This window comes from Devosia sp., from assembly GCF_017307495.1.
GTDB lineage: Bacteria > Pseudomonadota > Alphaproteobacteria > Rhizobiales > Devosiaceae > Devosia_A.
Genome location: NZ_JAFKHE010000015.1, coordinates 115,906 through 133,351, shown reverse-complemented (window position 1 = coordinate 133,351; position 17,446 = coordinate 115,906). Strand labels below are relative to the sequence as shown.

The following is a 17,446-nucleotide window of genomic DNA, read 5'->3' as shown; positions in this document are numbered from 1 at the left end:
AGAGGACCAGGGCGTGGCGGCCTTCGCGAGCCTCGGAGGCCGAGCCGACAGAACCCTCGACAGGCGAGGCTGGGGATACCTCCTCGCGCCGCCGTCGCTCGGAGCGGATGCCTGTCCGGCTGCCGTTGATCGCGCGGCTATTCTGCGACCACGTGAACGTCTCGCGGCAGACTCGAGAGGATTTCCGGGCCGTCTTCACGCAGGATCACGATATCCTCGAGTCGGAGGCCGAAGCGACCGGGGATGTAGATCCCGGGCTCGATCGAGAACACCATGCCCTCGGCCAGCACCGTGTCGGAGGTTGCCGTGATGTAGGGCGGCTCGTGCCCGCCAATGCCCATGCCGTGGCCAGTGCGGTGGACGAAGTACTCGCCATAGCCGGCATCGGTGATCACCTTGCGCGCCGCGGCATCGACGTCGCGAGCCAGCGCGCCCGGCCGCGCCGCCTTGAGGGCGGCCTGCACGGCGCGCTCGACAATGGTGTGGATCTGCCCATAGCCCTCGGGCGGGCGACCGACCACGGCCATGCGGGTGATGTCGCTCGGAAAGCCACCCTTGGTGCCGCCGATATCGATGACCACTGCATCGCCCTCGGCCAGCACGCGGTCGCCGGTATGGTGATGGGGGAAGGCGCCGTTGGAGCCGGCGGCGACGACGGCGAAGTCCGGCCGCGCCCCTTCGGAGGCGAAATGGTCGAAGATGATGGCCGCCAGTTGCTTCTCGGTCATGCCCGGGCGCAAGGCCGCGAAGCCGGCCTGCATGGCCCGGTCAGCGAGCAACGCGTTCATCTTGAGGGCCGCGTACTCGCGATGGTCCTTGCGCATGCGCAGGTAGCTCAGCGTGTCGTCGGTGAAGCTGCGCCTCGCCCCCGGCAGCGCGTCGAGCACCAGCGCGGCGAAATCGATACGCATCGTTTCGTCGAGCACGACATGGCTCGCCGAGTTGCTGCCGACATCGGCCAGGGCTGCGGCAAATGCCTCGACCGGCCCGACATCGTCGGCCCAGACGTGGAACGGGATGGCGGTCGATTCACGCGAGCCTTCGGCATTGAGCGCCGGCATCAGGAACGCTTCGCGCTCCGGCCCGACCAGCAGAAGGCATGGCCGCTCGCAGAGCAGCGGGTGAAAGCCGACAAGCCAGTCCATGTGCGCACTCGGCGCGAGCACCACGAGGTCGACGCCCTGTGCCCTCATCCGGTCGCGCAATCCAGCGAGCCTTGCAGTGGTATCCACAGTCACGGTGAAGCCCCCCTTCAGGCCGAGATCGCGTCGAGAATACGCACCCAGCCGCGGATGCCCTTCTGGAACGAACTGAGATTGTATTTCTCGTTGGGCGAATGGCCGCGGTCATCGGCCGTGCCCCAGCCGACGAGCAGCGCGTTCATGCCGAGGATGGTGCGGAAATCGCCGACGATGGGGATCGAGCCGCCGCCACCCGTGACGATGGCCGGCTTCGACCACTCGCCGAGCAGTGCCTTCTTTGCCTTGTCGAGGATGGGCGCATCGAAGGGCATTTGCACCGCCGGCGCGGCGCCATGCTCGCCGAACTCGACGCGACAGTCGGCCGGCACCTTGGAGCGCACATAGGCACGGAAACTCTCGCGGATCTTCAGCGGATCCTGCCTATGCACCAGGCGAAACGAGATCTTGGCGGTCGCTTCGGCCGGGATCACGGTCTTGAAGCCTTCGCCGGCATAGCCGCCGCTGATCCCGTTCACCTCGGCGGTCGGGCGGGCCCAGTTGAGCTCCAGCATCGAGCGGTTCTTCTCGCCAACCGGGATGGACAGGCCAACGCGATCGAGTACGTGCGGCATCGAACGCTCGAGCCCGTCCCACACCGCTTTGAGGTCGGCCGGCGTCTCCTCGACGCCCTCGTAGAAGCCCGGCAGGGTTACCCTGCCCTCCTCGTCGTGGAGGCCGGCCACGATCCTGCCGATGATGTGCAGCGGGTTGGCGGCGATGCCGCCATAGCCGCCCGAATGGAGGTCGTGGTTCGCTGCAAAAATCCTGACCTCCTCGCCCACGAGGCCCCGCAGGCCGGCGCAGATCGAGGGGGTGTCATCGTCCCACATGCCGGTGTCGCAGACGAGCACGTAGTCGGCCTTCAACTCGTCCTTGTTGGCCTCGAGGAACGGACGGGCGGAGGGCGAGCCGCACTCTTCCTCGCCCTCGAAGATGATCGAGATGCGGGCCGGCAGGCTCCCCTGCACTTCCTTGTAGGCGCGCACCGCCTCGACGAAGGTCAGCAATTGCGCCTTGTCGTCGCATGTGCCGCGGCCGCGGATGATCTTCTGGCCCTTGGCCCCAACGCCGATCGACGGCTCGAACGGCGGGGTGGTCCACAGGTTAAGCGGATCGACCGGCTGCACGTCGTAGTGGCCATAGAACAGGAAATGCGGGCTGTCGGGGTTCGGCCCCTCGTGATGCGCCACCACCATGGGATGGCCGGTCGTGTCGCGCACCGAAGCGTCGAAGCCGAGGCTCGTCAGGTAGTCGGCGAGCAGCTGTGCCGCCCGCCGGCAATCGCCGGCGTGGGCCGGATCGGTCGATATCGAGGGGATGCGGACGAGGTCGAACAGGGTTTCCAGGCTGGTGTCGAGGTTGGCGTCGGCACGGGCGAGGACGGGGTCGAGGTCGGACATGCGCTAGGTTTCTTCTTGGTTCTGAGAGCCCGGTTTTACCGGCGGGACGCGCCGCTCGGCCGGCATCGAGGCGGATATCGATAGCGAAAAAGTAGTGCGTCGCTTCGCGCAGCGCTGCCACCAATTGGTCGCCTTGACAGGGCGCGCAACATCTATTTGTCTGACATTTGACCTTCGCGGGGGAAAATCGCGTCCGAATTCGGGCTGCGGTGGTCGTTTTTTGGCGAAGGCGTCACAGGAAACCAAACGGCAAGGCAGCAGCCGCCTTCACGGTAGCTGTGCCGGAGCATTCGACGCCATGCCGATGCTCCAGCAGCCTTTGCTGACTAGTCGAACCAAAACAAAGCCAGAGGGAGAAAACTGGTGAAAAGAATGGTGTTTTTTGGCGCTGCGGTCGCCATGTCGATGATGCCGGCGGGTGCGGCATTGAGTTTCGAGGGCATGTCGCTGGTCGCGCCGGACTGCAATTACGGCGGCAAGATCAAGTCGATCGTGGCAACCGACGAGCACACCGCAACCTTCACTATGTGCTCGGCCGATCCGGCCTTCGAGGCCAAGGCCGCGTTCATCGTCTTCGGCATCCAGCCCTCCGAGCACATCGCGGCCGCCGGCCCCACCAAGGAACTGCTGACCAACCCGATCGGCACCGGCCCCTTCAAGCTCGACGCCTGGAACCGCGGCGATTCGATCATTCTCAAGCGCAACGACAACTACTGGGGCACCAAGCCGGCCTACGAGACGCTGGTCTTCCGCTGGAGCACGTCCGGCGCCAGCCAGCTCAACGAACTGCGCTCGGGCACCGTCGACCAGATCAGCACCGTCAGCCCCGACGATTTCGACGCGGTCAAAAACGACGGCGACCTGCAGTTCCTGCCTATCATGGGGCCGAACACGCTCTACTTGGGCATGACGAACACCTTTGCGCCATTCGACAACGTCAAGGTGCGCCAGGCCATCGCCATGGGCATCGACCGCCAGCGCATCGTCGACAACTACTTCCCGGACGGTTCGGAACTGGCGTCGCACTTCACGCCGTGCACCATCCCGAATGGCTGCGCCGGTGAAGACTGGTACGGGTTCGACCCGGCGGCCGCCAAGGCGCTCCTTGCCGAGGCCGGCTTCCCCGACGGCTTCAAGACCAAGATCTACTACCGCGACGTGTTCCGCACCTACCTGCCGGAACCCAGCACCATCGCGGTCGAGTTCCAGTCGCAGCTCAAGGCCAACCTCGGCATCGACGCGGAAGTCGCCCCGATGGAATCGGGCGAGTTCATCGGCCAGGCCAGCGCCGGCAAGCTCGACGGCTTCTACCTGCTGGGCTGGGGCGCAGACTACCCGCACATCACCAACTTCCTCGACTACCACTTCGGCAAGGACACCCAGCAGTTCGGTGCCTCCCTGCCGGAAATCTACGAGCCGCTGGCCAAGGGCTCGGCGATCGCCGACGTCGAGGCAGCCAAGCCGGTCTACGAGGCCGCCAACAACGCCATCCGCGAACTCGTGCCGATGGTGCCGATCTCGCACGCTGCCGCCGGTTCGGCCGCCCGGGCCTACGTCAAGAACGCCGGCTACCGTCCGTTCGGCGCAAAGCAGTTCAGCCTGGTCGATCCGGGCAAGGACACCATGGTGGTCATGCAGAACGCGGAGCCGATCAGCCTCTATTGCGGCGATGAGAGCGATGGCGAGTCGACGCTCGTCTGCACGCAGCTCACCGAGACGCTGCTCGACTACGCACAGGACAGCGGCGATATCGTCGGCGGTCTTGCCACGAGCTGCGACCCGAATGCCGATGGCACCGAGTGGGTCTGTCACCTGCGCGAAGGCGTGAAGTTCACCGACGGTTCGGATTTCGACGCCAATGACGTCGTCGCCTCCTACGCCGCCGGCCTCGACGCCTCGAGCCCGACGCATGTCGGCAATACCGGTGCGTTCGACTACTTCGCGAGCCTGTGGGGCATCATGAACGCCCCGGCCGCCCAGTAAGGTCGTTCCCTTCGAGAGGCGGGCGTTCCGGCGCCCGCCTCATCCGTTCCTGCCCGGTTAGATGTCCCCATGCTTGGATACGCGATCAAACGGCTGCTCAGCGCCATTCCCGTCTTGTTTGGCATCCTGGTCGTCACCTTCTCCCTCGCCCGCCTGATCCCGGGCGATCCGTGCAAATCCATGCTGGGCGACAAGGTCAGCGCCGCGACCTGTGCGGAATTCGTCCGCCATTTCGGCCTCGACCAGCCCATTCCGGTGCAGTTCCTGTACTACCTGCGCGATATCGCCCAGGGTGATTTTGGCAATTCCATCCGCTTTTCCCGGCCGGTGACGCAGATCATCATCGAGCGCTTGCCCATGACGATGGAGCTCGCCATCCTGGCGCTGATCGTCGCCACCCTCGCCGGCATCGCCATCGGCATCTTCGCGGCGCGGCGCCACAACACTGCGGCCGATGTCGGCACGATGGCGCTGGCGAATGTCGGCATCGCCATGCCGATCTTCTGGCTAGGCCTGATGATGGCCTATGTCTTCGGCGTCATGCTCAAGGGCACCCCCCTGTGGCTTCCGCCCTCGGGTCGCCTCAGCGCCGGCCTCAGTTCGGTACCCTTCTACGAGGTGTGGCACTGGGAGCTCGCCAAGGACACGTTCGGAGCCAAGTTCCTCGAGTTCGTCTCCAACTTCTACATCTTCAACGCGCTGATCACCGGGAACTGGATCATCTTCATCGACGCACTGCGGCACATGGTGCTGCCGGCGCTCGCCGTGGCCACCATCCCAATGGCTGTGATCGCCCGCATGACCCGCTCATCGCTGCTCGACGTGCTGGGGCGGGACTACGTCCGCACCGCGCGGGCCAAGGGCGTGCCCGACAACAAGGTGGTGCGCCGCCACGCGCTCGGCAACGCCATGCTGCCTGTGGTGACGATCCTTGGGCTGCAGATGGGCGCTCTGCTCAGCGGCGCCGTGCTCACCGAGACGGTGTTCGGCCTCGCCGGAGTGGGCCGCATGCTGGTCGAGGCCATCTTCGCCCGCGACTACCCCATCGTGCAGGCCTTCACCGTAATGATTGCGACGATCTACGTCGTGGTGAACCTCATCGTGGACCTCTCCTACACCTACCTCGACCCCCGCGTCCGGCCGCAATAGGACCTGATATGACGAGCCTCAAAACCGCCAGCGCCAATGCGGCCGCCATCGTTATCGAAGACGGACTTCTCGGCGACCCCGTGCCGCTGTGGAAGCAGACCTTCAAGCGCCTCACCCGAAAGCGCTCGGGCCAGGTCGGCCTGTTCCTCATCGGCTTCATGGTCCTGGTCGCCATCTTCGCACCGGTTATCGCCCCCTACGATCCCAACCAGGTGCTGATCGGCATCGAGCAGGTGAAGCGCCGCGACCCACCCTGCGTCCACATGTTCGGCTGCGATGTCGCCAAGCCCCAGCACATCATGGGCATCGACGGCAATTCTCGCGATGTGTTCTCGCGTCTCGTCTACGGCTCGCGCATCAGCCTGATGATCGGCGTCGTCACCGTCTCGGTAGCGCTGATTACCGGCGTGCTGCTCGGATCCATTGCGGGCTATTTCGGCGGCTGGACCGACAACGTCATCATGCGCTGCATGGACGTGATTCTCGGCTTCCCATCCCTGCTCCTCGCCATCGCCATCGTGGCGGTGCTCGGGCCGGGTATAGTCAACGCCCTGCTCGCCATCTCCGTGGTCTCAGTGCCCGGCTATGCCCGCGTCACGCGGGCCAGCGTGCTCTCGGTGAAGTCGCAGGATTTCGTCGCGGCGAGCCGCGTGCTGGGCGGCAGCAAGTGGCGCATCCTCTTTACCCGCGTACTGCCCAACGCGCTCACCCCCATCGTCGTGCTGGCGACTATGGGCGTAGCCAGCGGCATCCTCGAAGCAGCGGGCCTGAGCTTTCTCGGGCTCGGGGCGCAGCCGCCGACGCCCGAATGGGGCACCATGCTCGGCACCGAGAAGGACCAGATGTTCTCCTCGCCCCACCTCGTCTTCTTCCCCGGCATCGCCATCGTCATCACCGTGCTCGGCTTCAACCTCCTGGGCGACGGACTCCGCGATGCGCTCGATCCCCGCCTCAACAGTTGAGGCGGCGCAAATGAGTGATCCCATTCTCCAGGTCCGCGACCTCAGCACCGTCTTCACCACCCGCTCGGGCGTCGCCCCCGCCGTGGACAGGGTCAGCTTCGAGCTCAGTGCCGGCGAGACGCTGTGCATTGTCGGCGAGAGCGGCTGCGGCAAGTCGGTCACGGCGCTCAGCGTCGCCGGCCTCATCCCCTATCCGGGCCAGGTGACCGGCGGCGAAGTGCTGCTCGGCGGGGTCGACCTGCGCCGCATGACCCCCGCCGAGACCAGCGACATCCGCGGCAACCGCCTGTCGATGATCTTCCAGGACCCCTCGTCTTCCCTCAATCCCGTGCACACGGTGGGCCGGCAGATCGCCGAGGTCTATCGGCTGCACAAGGGCATGAACGCCAAGCAAGCCGAGGCCGCTGCCACAAGCCTGCTCGCGGCCGTGGGCATCCCCGACCCGGCGCGGCGCATGAAGGCCTATCCGCACGAAATGTCTGGCGGCATGGCGCAGCGCGTCATGATCGCCATGGCGCTCGCCTGTGAACCGCAGGTGCTGATCGCCGACGAGCCGACCACCGCGCTCGACGTCACCATCCAGGCGCAGATCCTGGACCTGATGCGGCAGTTGCAGGCCGACTACGGCACGGCCATCATCCTCATCACCCACGATCTCGGCGTCGTCGCCGAAATGGCCGACCACGTGGCGGTGATGTATGCCGGCCAGATCGTCGAGCATGCGGACGTGCGGACCCTGTTCCGCTCGCCCAAGCATCCCTACACCCAGGCGCTGCTGCGCTCGGTTCCGAGCATGGACGCTGGCCGCGACATGCTCGAGGTCATCGAGGGCCGCGTGCCGCAACTGACCAACCTGCCCCAGGGCTGCCTCTTCGCTCCGCGCTGCGCCGTCCGCCGCGAGGCCGGCGAGCCGCGCTGCACCACAACGGTGCCGGCCCTGCTCCCGATCAGCGACGACCACACCGCCCGGTGCTGGGTCGCCACCGCAGAGACCGGCGAAACACGTAAGAAGGCGGAACTGGCATGAGCCCCCTGCTGGAACTGCGCGCCATCCACAAGGAGTTCGCCATCGTGGCGGGCGCCTTCCAGCGCGTCGTCGGGCACGTCACCGCAGTCAGCGACATCAACCTCGCCATCGAGAAGGGCCGTACGCTAGGTGTGGTCGGCGAGAGCGGCTGCGGAAAATCCACGCTGGCCCGGGTCGTCATCGGCCTCTATCCGCCGACGAGCGGCGAAGTGGTGTTCGACGGCAACAAGATCAGCGGTGGCGCCAACGGCGTGGATTTCGCCGCCAGCCGCCGCATCCAGATGGTGTTCCAGGACCCCTATTCCTCACTTGATCCGCGTGTGCCCGTCGGGGCCTCGATCGGCGAGGGCCTCGCCATCCACGGCATCGGCGATGCGGCGAGCAGGCGCCAGGCCGTCGGCGAGATCCTGCAGCGCGTCGGGTTGCCGAAGCAGGCGGCCGACCGCTACCCGCACGAGTTCTCGGGCGGCCAGCGCCAGCGTATCGGCATCGCCCGCGCCCTGATTCTCGCGCCCGAGCTATTGATCTGCGACGAGCCGACCTCTGCGCTCGACGTATCGGTGCAGGCGCAGATCCTCAACCTGCTGCGGGTGCTGAAGGACCAGCTTGGCCTGACCATGATGTTCATCTCCCACAACCTCGCAGTGGTGCGCCACATCGCCGACGACGTGATGGTGATGTACCTCGGCCATGCCGTCGAAGTGGCGCCGGCCGACGAGCTGTTCGCTCGCCCGCGCCACCCCTATACGCAGGCCCTGCTTTCGGCGACACCCATCGCCGACCCCGACCAGCGCGGCAGGCGGGTCAGGTTGGCGGGCGAGTTGCCCTCCCCGCTCAATCCGCCCAGCGGCTGCCCCTTCAATCCTCGCTGCCCATTGGCGGACGACCGTTGCCGGTCGGAGATGCCCGCTCTCCTGGCATCTGGGCCTGCACGCGTCGCATGCCACGCCGTCGCCGAAGGCCGCGCATCGTCACTGGCGGCCTTAGCGTCCGAGGCGGTGTAGACGCGCTTGCGCAGGCGAGCGTTCAGGGCATCTAGCATGCGCCATTGCCCTCAGGGGTCACCTAGCAGTCATTTCCAAGCGGTTGTTCAGTCCTCGGATCGGGGAGATTCCGCCAAGGGCTGGGTCGGTCTGGTGGTGTTGCAGGTCTCGATCCGGGGACCGATGGCTTGGTTGCTCTGGGCCGAGGAGGCGCAGGGGCGGGCATAGGCCCATTCCCTGAGCGAGCGACGATCCTGCTAAGGATTGCAGTGCGGGCAATGGCGGGGATCGGCAGTGGCAAGGCCGTTGCCTCTGGCCGCTCGCTCGGAATGCCGGCAGGCTGTGCATCCATGGACTTCGTTGCCCACGAGCGGGGTGGGCATGCCGCACGCCGAGCACGGAAGCCCGCGCTCCACTTCGACCAGCCCCCAGCCGTAGCTGCCGCAGCGGGGGCAGTTTCGAGACAGGCGTTCGGCGAGTGCCTCTGCGGCCCGGGCGATGGTATGCATGCGGCGAGGGTTGTGATTGGCCCGCATGTCCGTCTGGACGAGGGCGCGCCGACCTTCCGACTGCGCAATGGCCTGCCCTACCGCCGCGACCAGTTCGGGCAGTGTTTTCAATCCCTTGACGTGGTCTGTGGTCCCCGCGGGGGAGACGACGAAGTTGGTCCGGGGAAAGTCGGTCTGGGCAATCAGGTCATCCAGATCAGCAACGTCTGCGACGTAGCGGCTCGCGAGACGTGGCTGATCGTCGACCACCTGCTCGACGATCTCGCGACCGGTGGTCCGATCCCACAGCAGGAGGACCTCCCGTCCCAGAGGCAGGATAGGTATGCTCGGATGGGGACCATAACTGCCCTCGCTACCGATACCGACGTCGAGACCGGTCAGCTCGCAGGCCGCCCGAGCCTTGGCTCGAGCGGCATCCACCATGGAGCCCAGACGCGCGACCTCACCGGTAAATGTGCCGAACTTGTCCGTGTCGAGGCCCTCGGGCACGGACACGGCAATGCCGATCCGGCCCAGCGGAGGCGCGATGGCAGCGGACTTCCCGTGCTTGGTGCCGAGCGCAACCCGGTGAGGGAGGGTCATGCCAGCTCCGGCGTCGCCACCCGTTCCCAGGTGAGCCCTCGCCCGTAGCGGGCCACGACATTGCCCTTGTCGAGCGCCAGCAGGTGCAACCAGCCGTTGTCGAAGAGCGCCCTGACCTCGGCATGGCGCTCGAGAACGTCGGTGATCGCATCGATGGGCGCTTCGACCAGGACAGACAACCGCAAAGGCTCGTGCACGAAGGTCTCGCCATCATGAACAGCCTGGAGCGGCAGACCCGTCCGCAACTTGCCGCCGTTGCCGGTGACGACGCCGAGGCCGCCAACCACATTGTGGAGGAGCTTGTCGCCGGCGCCGAACAGCTCGGGGGCGACGGTGGAGCCGTAATATTGCAGGCTGATCCAGCTCGCCACCACCACCGGGGCGGTCAGGATGAGCTCGAGGGTCTGGAAGCCTTCATCGCTTGTCCAGTCGTAGCTGTGAAGGAAGCAGCGACCGCCCAGATCGCGGCCGCGGGTGATGGCGCGCGGTGCGGCGATGAAGCCGGCGCAGCCCGCGAGCCCCCATTCGGGACGCAGTTCGGCCCAGTCGAGGGCCCGCCGGGCCACGGTGTCGGGGGTTGCGCCGGGCAGGCGGGCGGCGCGCTCCATGCGCGTCAGCTTGCCGGCCGCGGCCAGCCACGCCCGCGCCCTCGCCAGGTCGTCGGCATGGGCGGGCGCCGGTGTGTCGGCAAAGAGCCGGACCTCGTCGGTCGTGGTGACATGGAGCGCGGCAACGAACAGCGTGTCGGCTGGAAGAGCGACGCCCCGCGCGGCAAGCTCCGCGCGAACCTCGATATCGTTCAGAAGATCGGCCAGCACGCGGGCCGAGACCTCACCGCTATGCCCGCCACAGGCGCCGCACTGATAGGCGCTCTCATGCGGGTTGTTGGTGACGTGGGTGCCGTGCCCGACGAGCAGGACCAGCCGGGCCAGGTTGGTGCTCAGGCCCATGGACCTGAGCACCCTGGCGCCGATGTCGGCCTTGATCCTTGCGGGAAGCGGCAGCTCGAACCTGGGCCGAGGACTGGCGGTCTGCCTGGCGGCTTCAAGCCCCAGCGCCGAGGACAGCAGCTTGGCGGCATAGCCGAGCCCCGCGGCTTCGACAAAGGCGAACGACGAGACGGCAGCCTGCCGAAACCGGCCCCAGGCCCGAGTCGCGCGCGCCGAAATCCGGAACGCCGATTCTTCGCCGCCGGCCGCATGGCTCGACACGGTCAAGGCCGGCTTGAGCAATGCCGGAAGGTGGCTGTCCAACGCATCGGTGCCATGGGCGCGGTGTGCCACGGGAAGACCAAAGAAGCCCGCAAAGCCAATGGTCTCGATGGCCGGATCCAGGCCCTCCAGCGCACGCCGAAACACCTCGGACCGCACATCGATGCAGAAGGCCGCCTGCAGAGCCGGCCGAACCGGCGCAGTGGTGTGCGAGGATGAAAGGCAACCGGCCAGCCTGCGCTGGTAGGCCCGCTCGGCGGCGTCCTGGAGGATGGCATCGATGACGGCATCTTCAGTGGGTGCCACCGCTTCGGCATGGGCCGTGACGACCTTGTTCCACAGCCATCCGACTTCGGGCGCGTGCACCAGCAGGGCCTCTTCCCAGACCAGGCGAATGGCCAGCAGTTCGAGCAGCGTGCTGTCGCTCTCGCCGTCGAGTTCGGCCTGCCAGAGCAGGAAGCGGGCATGCTGGGCCCACCCGCCCAGATCCATCAGCAGCCGATGGAAGGCCATGGGCGCCGCCTCCTCGGTCAGGCTGAGCTGGTCGGCCGCCCGGAGAATGGCCCGTTCTGCCGTGTCTGGCGCGGAGGCGACGTGAGCGCAGAACCCCTTGAGGCCGGCAATCCCCGGCGTCAGGTCGTTGATCGCCCACTCGCGCCACGCGGCATAGGCGCCGCGCCAGGGCCGCGGAAGCCAGAGCGCCTGTCCGCCATCGAAGTGTCCGGCGGCCCACAGGCCCAGGCTCTTTTCGATCACCGCGTTCCAGTCGGTGCCCGAATGGCCCTGTGCCAGGGTGGCCACCGTTGGCAGTGCGGTGGGCGCCGGCGGGTCGGACTCGAGCGCTGCCTTGAGGCCGGCAAGATCGGTGGGACGAAGCGGCGATGTCGATGCGGCAAGCGCGGCCGCCAGCTCTTCGTCGGAGATGTCGCCTTGCGCGATACGCCTTGCATAGTGCGCTCGTGCCGGCGTGACCCTGATGCCGGCCACCCGGGCGAGCCGGGCGCCGGCAGCAGCGAGATCCTCCCCGGACTGCCCGAGGAACGGGTTGACGGCGACGGTTGCCGAGAGCGGGAAGGCCGGTGGAATGGCGAGGACTGCGTGTTGGGCGGCAGCCATGAGGCCCTGGAGCCTCGAGTGAGCGGGAGTGAGAATGTCGCTGTACATGGGTTTGCTCCGAGGCTCAGGGTTTCGCGTCGGCCCGGAAGCCGCCGGTCAGCCGATCCAGAATGGCATTGAGGTAGAGGCCGTTGGCGAGGTGGACGCGCAGGCCTGCCGCCGCCGGGTGATGCGCCCAGAGCGGAAACATGGCTTGCACGATCGCCACGAGCGCGAAGGAGGCGAGCGCCAGCACAATGAGCGCCCATTCGAGCGGCCCGGCCAAAGGCGCCCCCGGCAGGAGCCCACCCCAGAGCCAGTCCGCAAGCCGGTGGAAGCCGAAATAGGCAAGCGTGGCGCCGAGGGAGGCGAGGACGGTACGCCGGGTCAGTGCGCGGGGGGCCGCGTCGGCCAGGCCTTGCGCCACGAGGTAGGCGACGCCGAGGACGAGGATGGCGCCCAGCGCCAGGGCCTGCGCAGACTTCGCCCCGAGCAGGAGGTCGAAGGCCAGGGCGACGACGGCATAAAGGCCCAGGGCAAGCAGGAATGCCCGTGCTACCGCCAGGGTGCCCGGCACGGCGACCGGACCGGGCCTGCGAACCGAAGCCACCGCCAGCACGGCCGACCCGGAAGAGAGGAAGGCGTGGGCCTTGTAGAGCGAGTGCGCGACGATGTGGAGCAGTGCCAGGGGCCAAAGGCCGAGCCCGCACTGCAACAGCATGAAGCCCATCTGCGCCACCGTGGACCATGCGAGCGCCGTCTTGACCGCGCTCTGCGTCAGCATGACGGTTGCACCAAACAGCGCTGTGAAGCCCCCGACCATGACGAGCGCCGCCATCGCGCCGGGACTGGCGCCGACCAGCGGCGCGAGCTTGATGAGGAGCACCCCGCCCGAATTGATGATGCCCGCATGCAGGAAAGCCGACACGGGAGTTGGCGCTTCCATGACTTCGGTCACCCAGCCGTGCAGCGGAAAGGCGGCTGTCTTGAGTGCTGCTGCAAGGACGACCAGAGCCACCGCGAACTGAGCAAGCACCGGCAGACCGGACTGCGTGGGCACGTCGATGCCGGTGAGACCGCCGTCACCAAAGCTGATCCACAGCAGCGCCGCGGCAAGCACCAGCGCAACGTCGGCGGCGCCCCATACCAGCGTGAACTTCGTGGCGGCGCGCCTGGCGGCGGGCCGTGCAGGAAAGAAGAGCAGCAACCGCCGGAGCAAGGTGCCGATCGCCATGAAGGCGAGGATCAGGGCGGGCAGGCTTGCCGCGACGGAAAGGGCGAGCACGGCCGACAGGGTGGCGAGCAGCAGCACATGGAAGCGGCTCTCCCCCCTGGCACCGGCCAGATAGGTCCGGGCGTAGCGCACGACGACCCAGCCGACGAAGGCGATGAGCAGTTGCAGCGTCGCGCCGATTGGCTCGATGTGGAACGAAACCGCCGTTGTCCCCAGCGCGAGGGTGGCGGAACCGGTCAGGAGGAGATCGGCAAGGCTGAAGGCGCTGAGGCCCAGCGCGAGGAGCGCGCCGAGCTCCGCGACGCTGCCCGGTCGCCTCGCGTCGCGAAGCAGCGTCGCGCCCAAGACGGCGACGAGGAGTGGTGGCAGAGGGGCGAGGAAGCCGGCCTCGATGAGCGGTGCCATCGTTGATCCCTTGAGGTGCGTTGACCGGTCGGGAAATAGTCGTTGCCCAAGTTCCAGAAAATTACATATTTTGGAGCGTTTTCGCGCAGGAAATAGAACGATGGCAGCGATCAACCTCCACCATCTGAGGCTGTTCCGGGCGGTGGCGCTCGAGGGAAAGCTGACGGAGGCCGCAAGGCAGCTGAATTTGTCCCAGTCGGCTCTCTCCAGCCAGATCCGCATGCTCGAGGCGACGCTCGGCCATGATCTGTTCGAGCGACAGGGGCGGCGGCTTGTCCTGACCGAGGCAGGACGCATCGCCCTCGATCACGCCGAGGCGATTTTCCGCACGGCAGAAGACCTGAGCGCCACCTTGCGCGAAACCGGTCGCAACAGGCGGGCGCTTCGCGTGGGGGCGCTCGCGACGCTGTCGCGCAACTTCCAGATGTCCTTCCTCGGACCGTTGACCGGTCGGGGAGACGTGGAGATCGTGCTGCGTTCGGGCTCGCAGGCCGAACTGCTCAAATCGCTGGAAGCCCTGAGCCTCGATGTCGTGCTGACCAACCTGCCCCCCTCACGTGAGGGAGAGACTCCCTGGATGGTGCACAGCCTCGCCGATCAGCCCGTCAGCCTGGTCGGGACGCCAGCCCGCGTTGGACCAGTGACACGGCCTCTTTCTGCGCTCCTGGCGACCGAGCCCCTGGTGCTGCCGGCAATGGACACCGCTCTGAGGGCGAGTTTCGATGCCCTCGCCTCCAGGCTTGGCGTCGTTCCAAGGATAGCGGCAGAGGCCGACGACATGGCGATGCTGCGCTTGCTGGCCCGTGAGGATCTGGGCCTCGCTATTCTCCCGCCCATCGTGGTGCGGGACGAACTCGCGCAAGGCTTGCTGGTGGAGGCCGCGCGGCTCGACGGGATTTCCGAAACATTCCTGGCCGTGACGGTCGCCCGGCGCTTTCCAAACCCGTTGCTGCAGGAACTGCTCAGCCGGGCGCATCCGGCAGGCAATCCTGAAACTTTGACCGCTCCGCTCCCGTAGCTTCACCCGAATGAATTCGGGGGACGTGGTTCTTGGTTGTATTGATCTTCGGCGCCACGGGCGGGGTCGGCTCGGCGGTGGCGAGGCAACTGGTCGCGGAAGGAACAAGCGCCTACCTGTCCGGGCGGGACGAGAGTCGGCTGCGCTCGCTTGGCGAGGCCCTGTCGTGTGCGACGTCGCCAGCCGATTCGCTCGCCGATGGCGCGCTCGAACGGGTCGTCGCGGACGCTGGCGAGCAGATCGAGGGGCTGGTCTACGCCATTGGCTCGGTCACGCTGAAGCCCCTCGGACGAACGACTGACGCCGACATGCTGCACGACTTCCAGTTGAACGCACTCGGCGCCGCGCGGGCTGTACGGGCCGCGCTACCGGCCCTCAAGCGGGCGGGCAACGCATCGGTCGTCCTGTTCTCCACGGTTGCGGCCGGGCACGGCTTCGCCTTCCACAGCTCCATCGCGATGGCCAAGGGCGCCGTGGAAGCCCTGACGCGATCGCTTGCCGCGGAACTTGCGCCAAGGATCAGGGTCATCTGCATTGCACCATCGCTGACCCGGACATCGCTCACCGCAGGACTGGTGGCGACCGAGCAGGCCGAGGCCGCAATGGCCCGAGCCCACCCGCTGCAGCGCATCGGCGATGTCGACGACATTGCCGCGATGACCGCGTTCCTGCTGTCCGAACGCGCCTCTTGGATCACCGGGCAGGTGTTCGCAGTGGACGGGGGCCGCTCAACGCTGGCGGGTGCCGGCTGATATTTCAGCGGCAGATCCGAACCCTTGTTCGGGGGGCGGGCTCGGCAGCGAGTTCTGTGACACCGGCGGGTGCCTCTTAGAAAGAAATTCACCATCGGAGGCGCAGTCGTCCCTGCGCCTTACATAGGCAAAGGGAATCATCGATGGACTGGACCATGTTCGGCGGTGGCACGAAGGCCGCCGATCTCGACCGCGCAACGCTGGACGCGATATCGAAGTCACAGGCCATCATCGAGTTCAGTCTCGATGGCACGGTGATTGCCGCCAACGCCAATTTCTTGAGCCTGCTCGGCTACGAGCTGGCAGAAGTTGTCGGCCAGCACCACAGGATGTTCGTGGACCCGGTCACGGCAAGCAGCAGCGCGTATCTCGCCTTCTGGGACAGGCTGCGGCACGGCCAGTTTGAGGCGGGCGAATACAAGCGAATTGGCAAGACCGGCAAGGAAGTCTGGATCCAGGCCACGTACAATCCGGTCTTCGATCGTGGCGGGAAGCTGGTGAAGGTCGTCAAGCTCGCCTCCGACGTAACGAGTCAGAAGCTCGTCTCGGCCGATGCGCAGGGCCAACTTGCCGCGATCTCGAGGTCGCAAGCGGTGATCGAGTTCACCGTGACGGGCGAGATCCTGAGCGCCAACGAAAACTTCTGCGCCGCGCTTGGCTACCATATCGACGAGATCAGGGGCCGGCACCACCGGATGTTCGTCGAGCCAGGCTACGCCAGCAGTTCGGAGTATCGTGATTTCTGGGACAGGTTGGGACGCGGCGAATTTCATTCGGCCGAATACAAGCGCATTGGCAAGGGCGGCAGGGAAGTCTGGATCCAGGCGTCCTACAATCCGATCTTCGATCCCGACGGCAAACCCTACAAAGTCGTCAAGTACGCGACGGACATCACCGGGCGTAAGTCGGCAGTCAACATGCTCGGCGCCGGCCTGGCCAGGTTGGCCGAGGGCGACCTGACTGCCGCCATCGACACAAGATTCGTCGGCGAACTGGAGGAAGTCCGTATCGCCTTCAACGAGACGGTTGGCAGGTTCTCCCGGATCGTGGGTCGGCTGCGCCAGACCTCCCGCTCGCTCAAGACCGCGACCGGTGAAATCCTGTCTGGTGCCAACGACCTGGCCGAGCGCACCACCAGGCAGGCGGCGGCGATCGAAGAAACGTCGGCGGCCATGGCGCAACTGTCCAGCACCGTTGCAGGCAATGCCAAGCGTGCCGAAACAGCCAGCACGAAGAGCAAGGCACAGTCAGCGGCCGCCGAACAGGCTGGCCAGGTGATGTTCGACGCCAATGCGGCGATGGAACGCATCAGTGCCTCTTCGGCAAGCATCTCCCGTATCATCGCACTGATCGACGACATCGCGTTCCAGACAAACCTGCTTGCCCTCAACGCCTCGGTCGAAGCGGCTCGTGCCGGTGATGCCGGAAAAGGTTTTGCCGTCGTCGCGGTCGAGGTGCGGCGCCTGGCCCAATCGGCCGCCGGTGCGTCCAAGGAGGTCAAGGCACTGATCGAGCGGTCCGCCCACGAGGTCGCGAGTGGCTCAGACCTTGTGTCGGAGGCGGCGAGCCGGCTGAAAGGCATGCTCGCGGAGTTGCGGGAGAACACCGACCTGATCAACGGCATCGCCCAGGCGAGCCAGGAGCAGTCAATCGCCATCTCGCAGGTCTCGACTGCGATGCGGCAGATGGACGAAATGACCCAGCACAACGCTGCGCTGGTTGAGCAGACCAACGCGGCCATCGAGCAAACCGAGGCGCAGGCCACCGAGCTCGATCGGATCGTCGAGGTATTCGTCGTCAGTGACGGCAAACCCAAGCTGGTGCCTCTGGAACCGCGAACAGCAGTCGCTCACGACGGGATCAAGGCCCTGAAGGCGAGATCCTAGACTAGTCCA

The 17,446-nt window shown here is 66.5% G+C and carries 13 protein-coding genes; 8 read left to right on the top strand and 5 right to left on the bottom strand.

Going from position 1 to position 17,446, the window contains the following annotated elements; all coding sequences use genetic code 11:
- Window positions 1-137 precede the first annotated feature (137 nt).
- The gene (locus tag J0I99_RS06970) at window positions 138-1,232 is read right to left on the bottom strand and encodes a M24 family metallopeptidase (protein ID WP_367115360.1); all 1,095 of its coding nucleotides are present in this window, start codon (window positions 1,230-1,232) and stop codon (window positions 138-140) included.
- Between the two features lie 20 nt (window positions 1,233-1,252).
- Window positions 1,253-2,641, bottom strand: a complete 1,389-nt coding sequence (locus J0I99_RS06965) for a M20/M25/M40 family metallo-hydrolase (RefSeq protein WP_291396796.1) — start codon at window positions 2,639-2,641, stop codon at window positions 1,253-1,255.
- A gap of 372 nt (window positions 2,642-3,013) precedes the next feature.
- On the opposite strand from J0I99_RS06965, the gene J0I99_RS06960 reads away from it, so the two are divergent.
- From J0I99_RS06960 to J0I99_RS06940, 5 genes are all read left to right on the top strand, one after another.
- Window positions 3,014-4,624, top strand: coding sequence for an ABC transporter substrate-binding protein (locus J0I99_RS06960; protein ID WP_291396794.1), 1,611 nt, complete (start codon window positions 3,014-3,016; stop codon window positions 4,622-4,624).
- 69 nt (window positions 4,625-4,693) lie between these two features.
- On the top strand, window positions 4,694-5,773 hold the full coding sequence (locus tag J0I99_RS06955) for an ABC transporter permease (RefSeq protein WP_291396792.1): 1,080 nt from the start codon (window positions 4,694-4,696) through the stop codon (window positions 5,771-5,773).
- Window positions 5,774-5,781: 8 nt separating this feature from the next.
- A complete protein-coding gene (locus J0I99_RS06950; RefSeq protein ID WP_291396790.1) occupies window positions 5,782-6,735 on the top strand; it encodes an ABC transporter permease in 954 nt (317 codons plus the stop codon).
- Window positions 6,736-6,745: 10 nt separating this feature from the next.
- Entirely contained in the window at window positions 6,746-7,762 is a 1,017-nt protein-coding gene (locus J0I99_RS06945) for an ABC transporter ATP-binding protein (protein WP_291392654.1), read from the top strand.
- Complete coding sequence (locus tag J0I99_RS06940) at window positions 7,759-8,766, top strand: ABC transporter ATP-binding protein (RefSeq protein WP_291396789.1); 1,008 nt, start codon at window positions 7,759-7,761, stop codon at window positions 8,764-8,766. Before J0I99_RS06945 ends, J0I99_RS06940 begins: the two co-directional genes overlap by 4 nt.
- A gap of 236 nt (window positions 8,767-9,002) precedes the next feature.
- Here J0I99_RS06940 and J0I99_RS06935 read toward each other — a convergent pair whose 3' ends face one another.
- The 3 genes from J0I99_RS06935 to J0I99_RS06925 are packed head-to-tail and all read right to left on the bottom strand — an operon-like array spanning window position 9,003 to window position 13,895.
- Entirely contained in the window at window positions 9,003-9,836 is an 834-nt protein-coding gene (locus tag J0I99_RS06935; RefSeq protein ID WP_291396787.1) for a DUF6671 family protein, read from the bottom strand.
- A complete protein-coding gene (locus J0I99_RS06930) occupies window positions 9,833-12,211 on the bottom strand; it encodes a YbcC family protein (RefSeq protein WP_291396786.1) in 2,379 nt (792 codons plus the stop codon). Before J0I99_RS06930 ends, J0I99_RS06935 begins: the two co-directional genes overlap by 4 nt.
- Before the next feature lie 16 nt (window positions 12,212-12,227).
- Window positions 12,228-13,895: a proton-conducting transporter membrane subunit gene (locus J0I99_RS06925; RefSeq protein WP_291396785.1), complete on the bottom strand. Its 1,668-nt coding sequence runs from the start codon at window positions 13,893-13,895 to the stop codon at window positions 12,228-12,230.
- On the opposite strand from J0I99_RS06925, the gene J0I99_RS06920 reads away from it, so the two are divergent.
- From J0I99_RS06920 to J0I99_RS06910, 3 genes are all read left to right on the top strand, one after another.
- A complete protein-coding gene (locus J0I99_RS06920; RefSeq protein WP_291396783.1) occupies window positions 13,882-14,799 on the top strand; it encodes a LysR family transcriptional regulator in 918 nt (305 codons plus the stop codon). The genes J0I99_RS06925 and J0I99_RS06920 overlap by 14 nt on opposite strands.
- A 32-nt stretch (window positions 14,800-14,831) precedes the next feature.
- Window positions 14,832-15,551, top strand: coding sequence for an SDR family oxidoreductase (locus J0I99_RS06915; protein WP_291396781.1), 720 nt, complete (start codon window positions 14,832-14,834; stop codon window positions 15,549-15,551).
- A 143-nt stretch (window positions 15,552-15,694) separates the two neighbouring features.
- Window positions 15,695-17,437, top strand: coding sequence for a methyl-accepting chemotaxis protein (locus tag J0I99_RS06910; protein WP_291396779.1), 1,743 nt, complete (start codon window positions 15,695-15,697; stop codon window positions 17,435-17,437).
- Window positions 17,438-17,446: the final 9 nt, after the last annotated feature.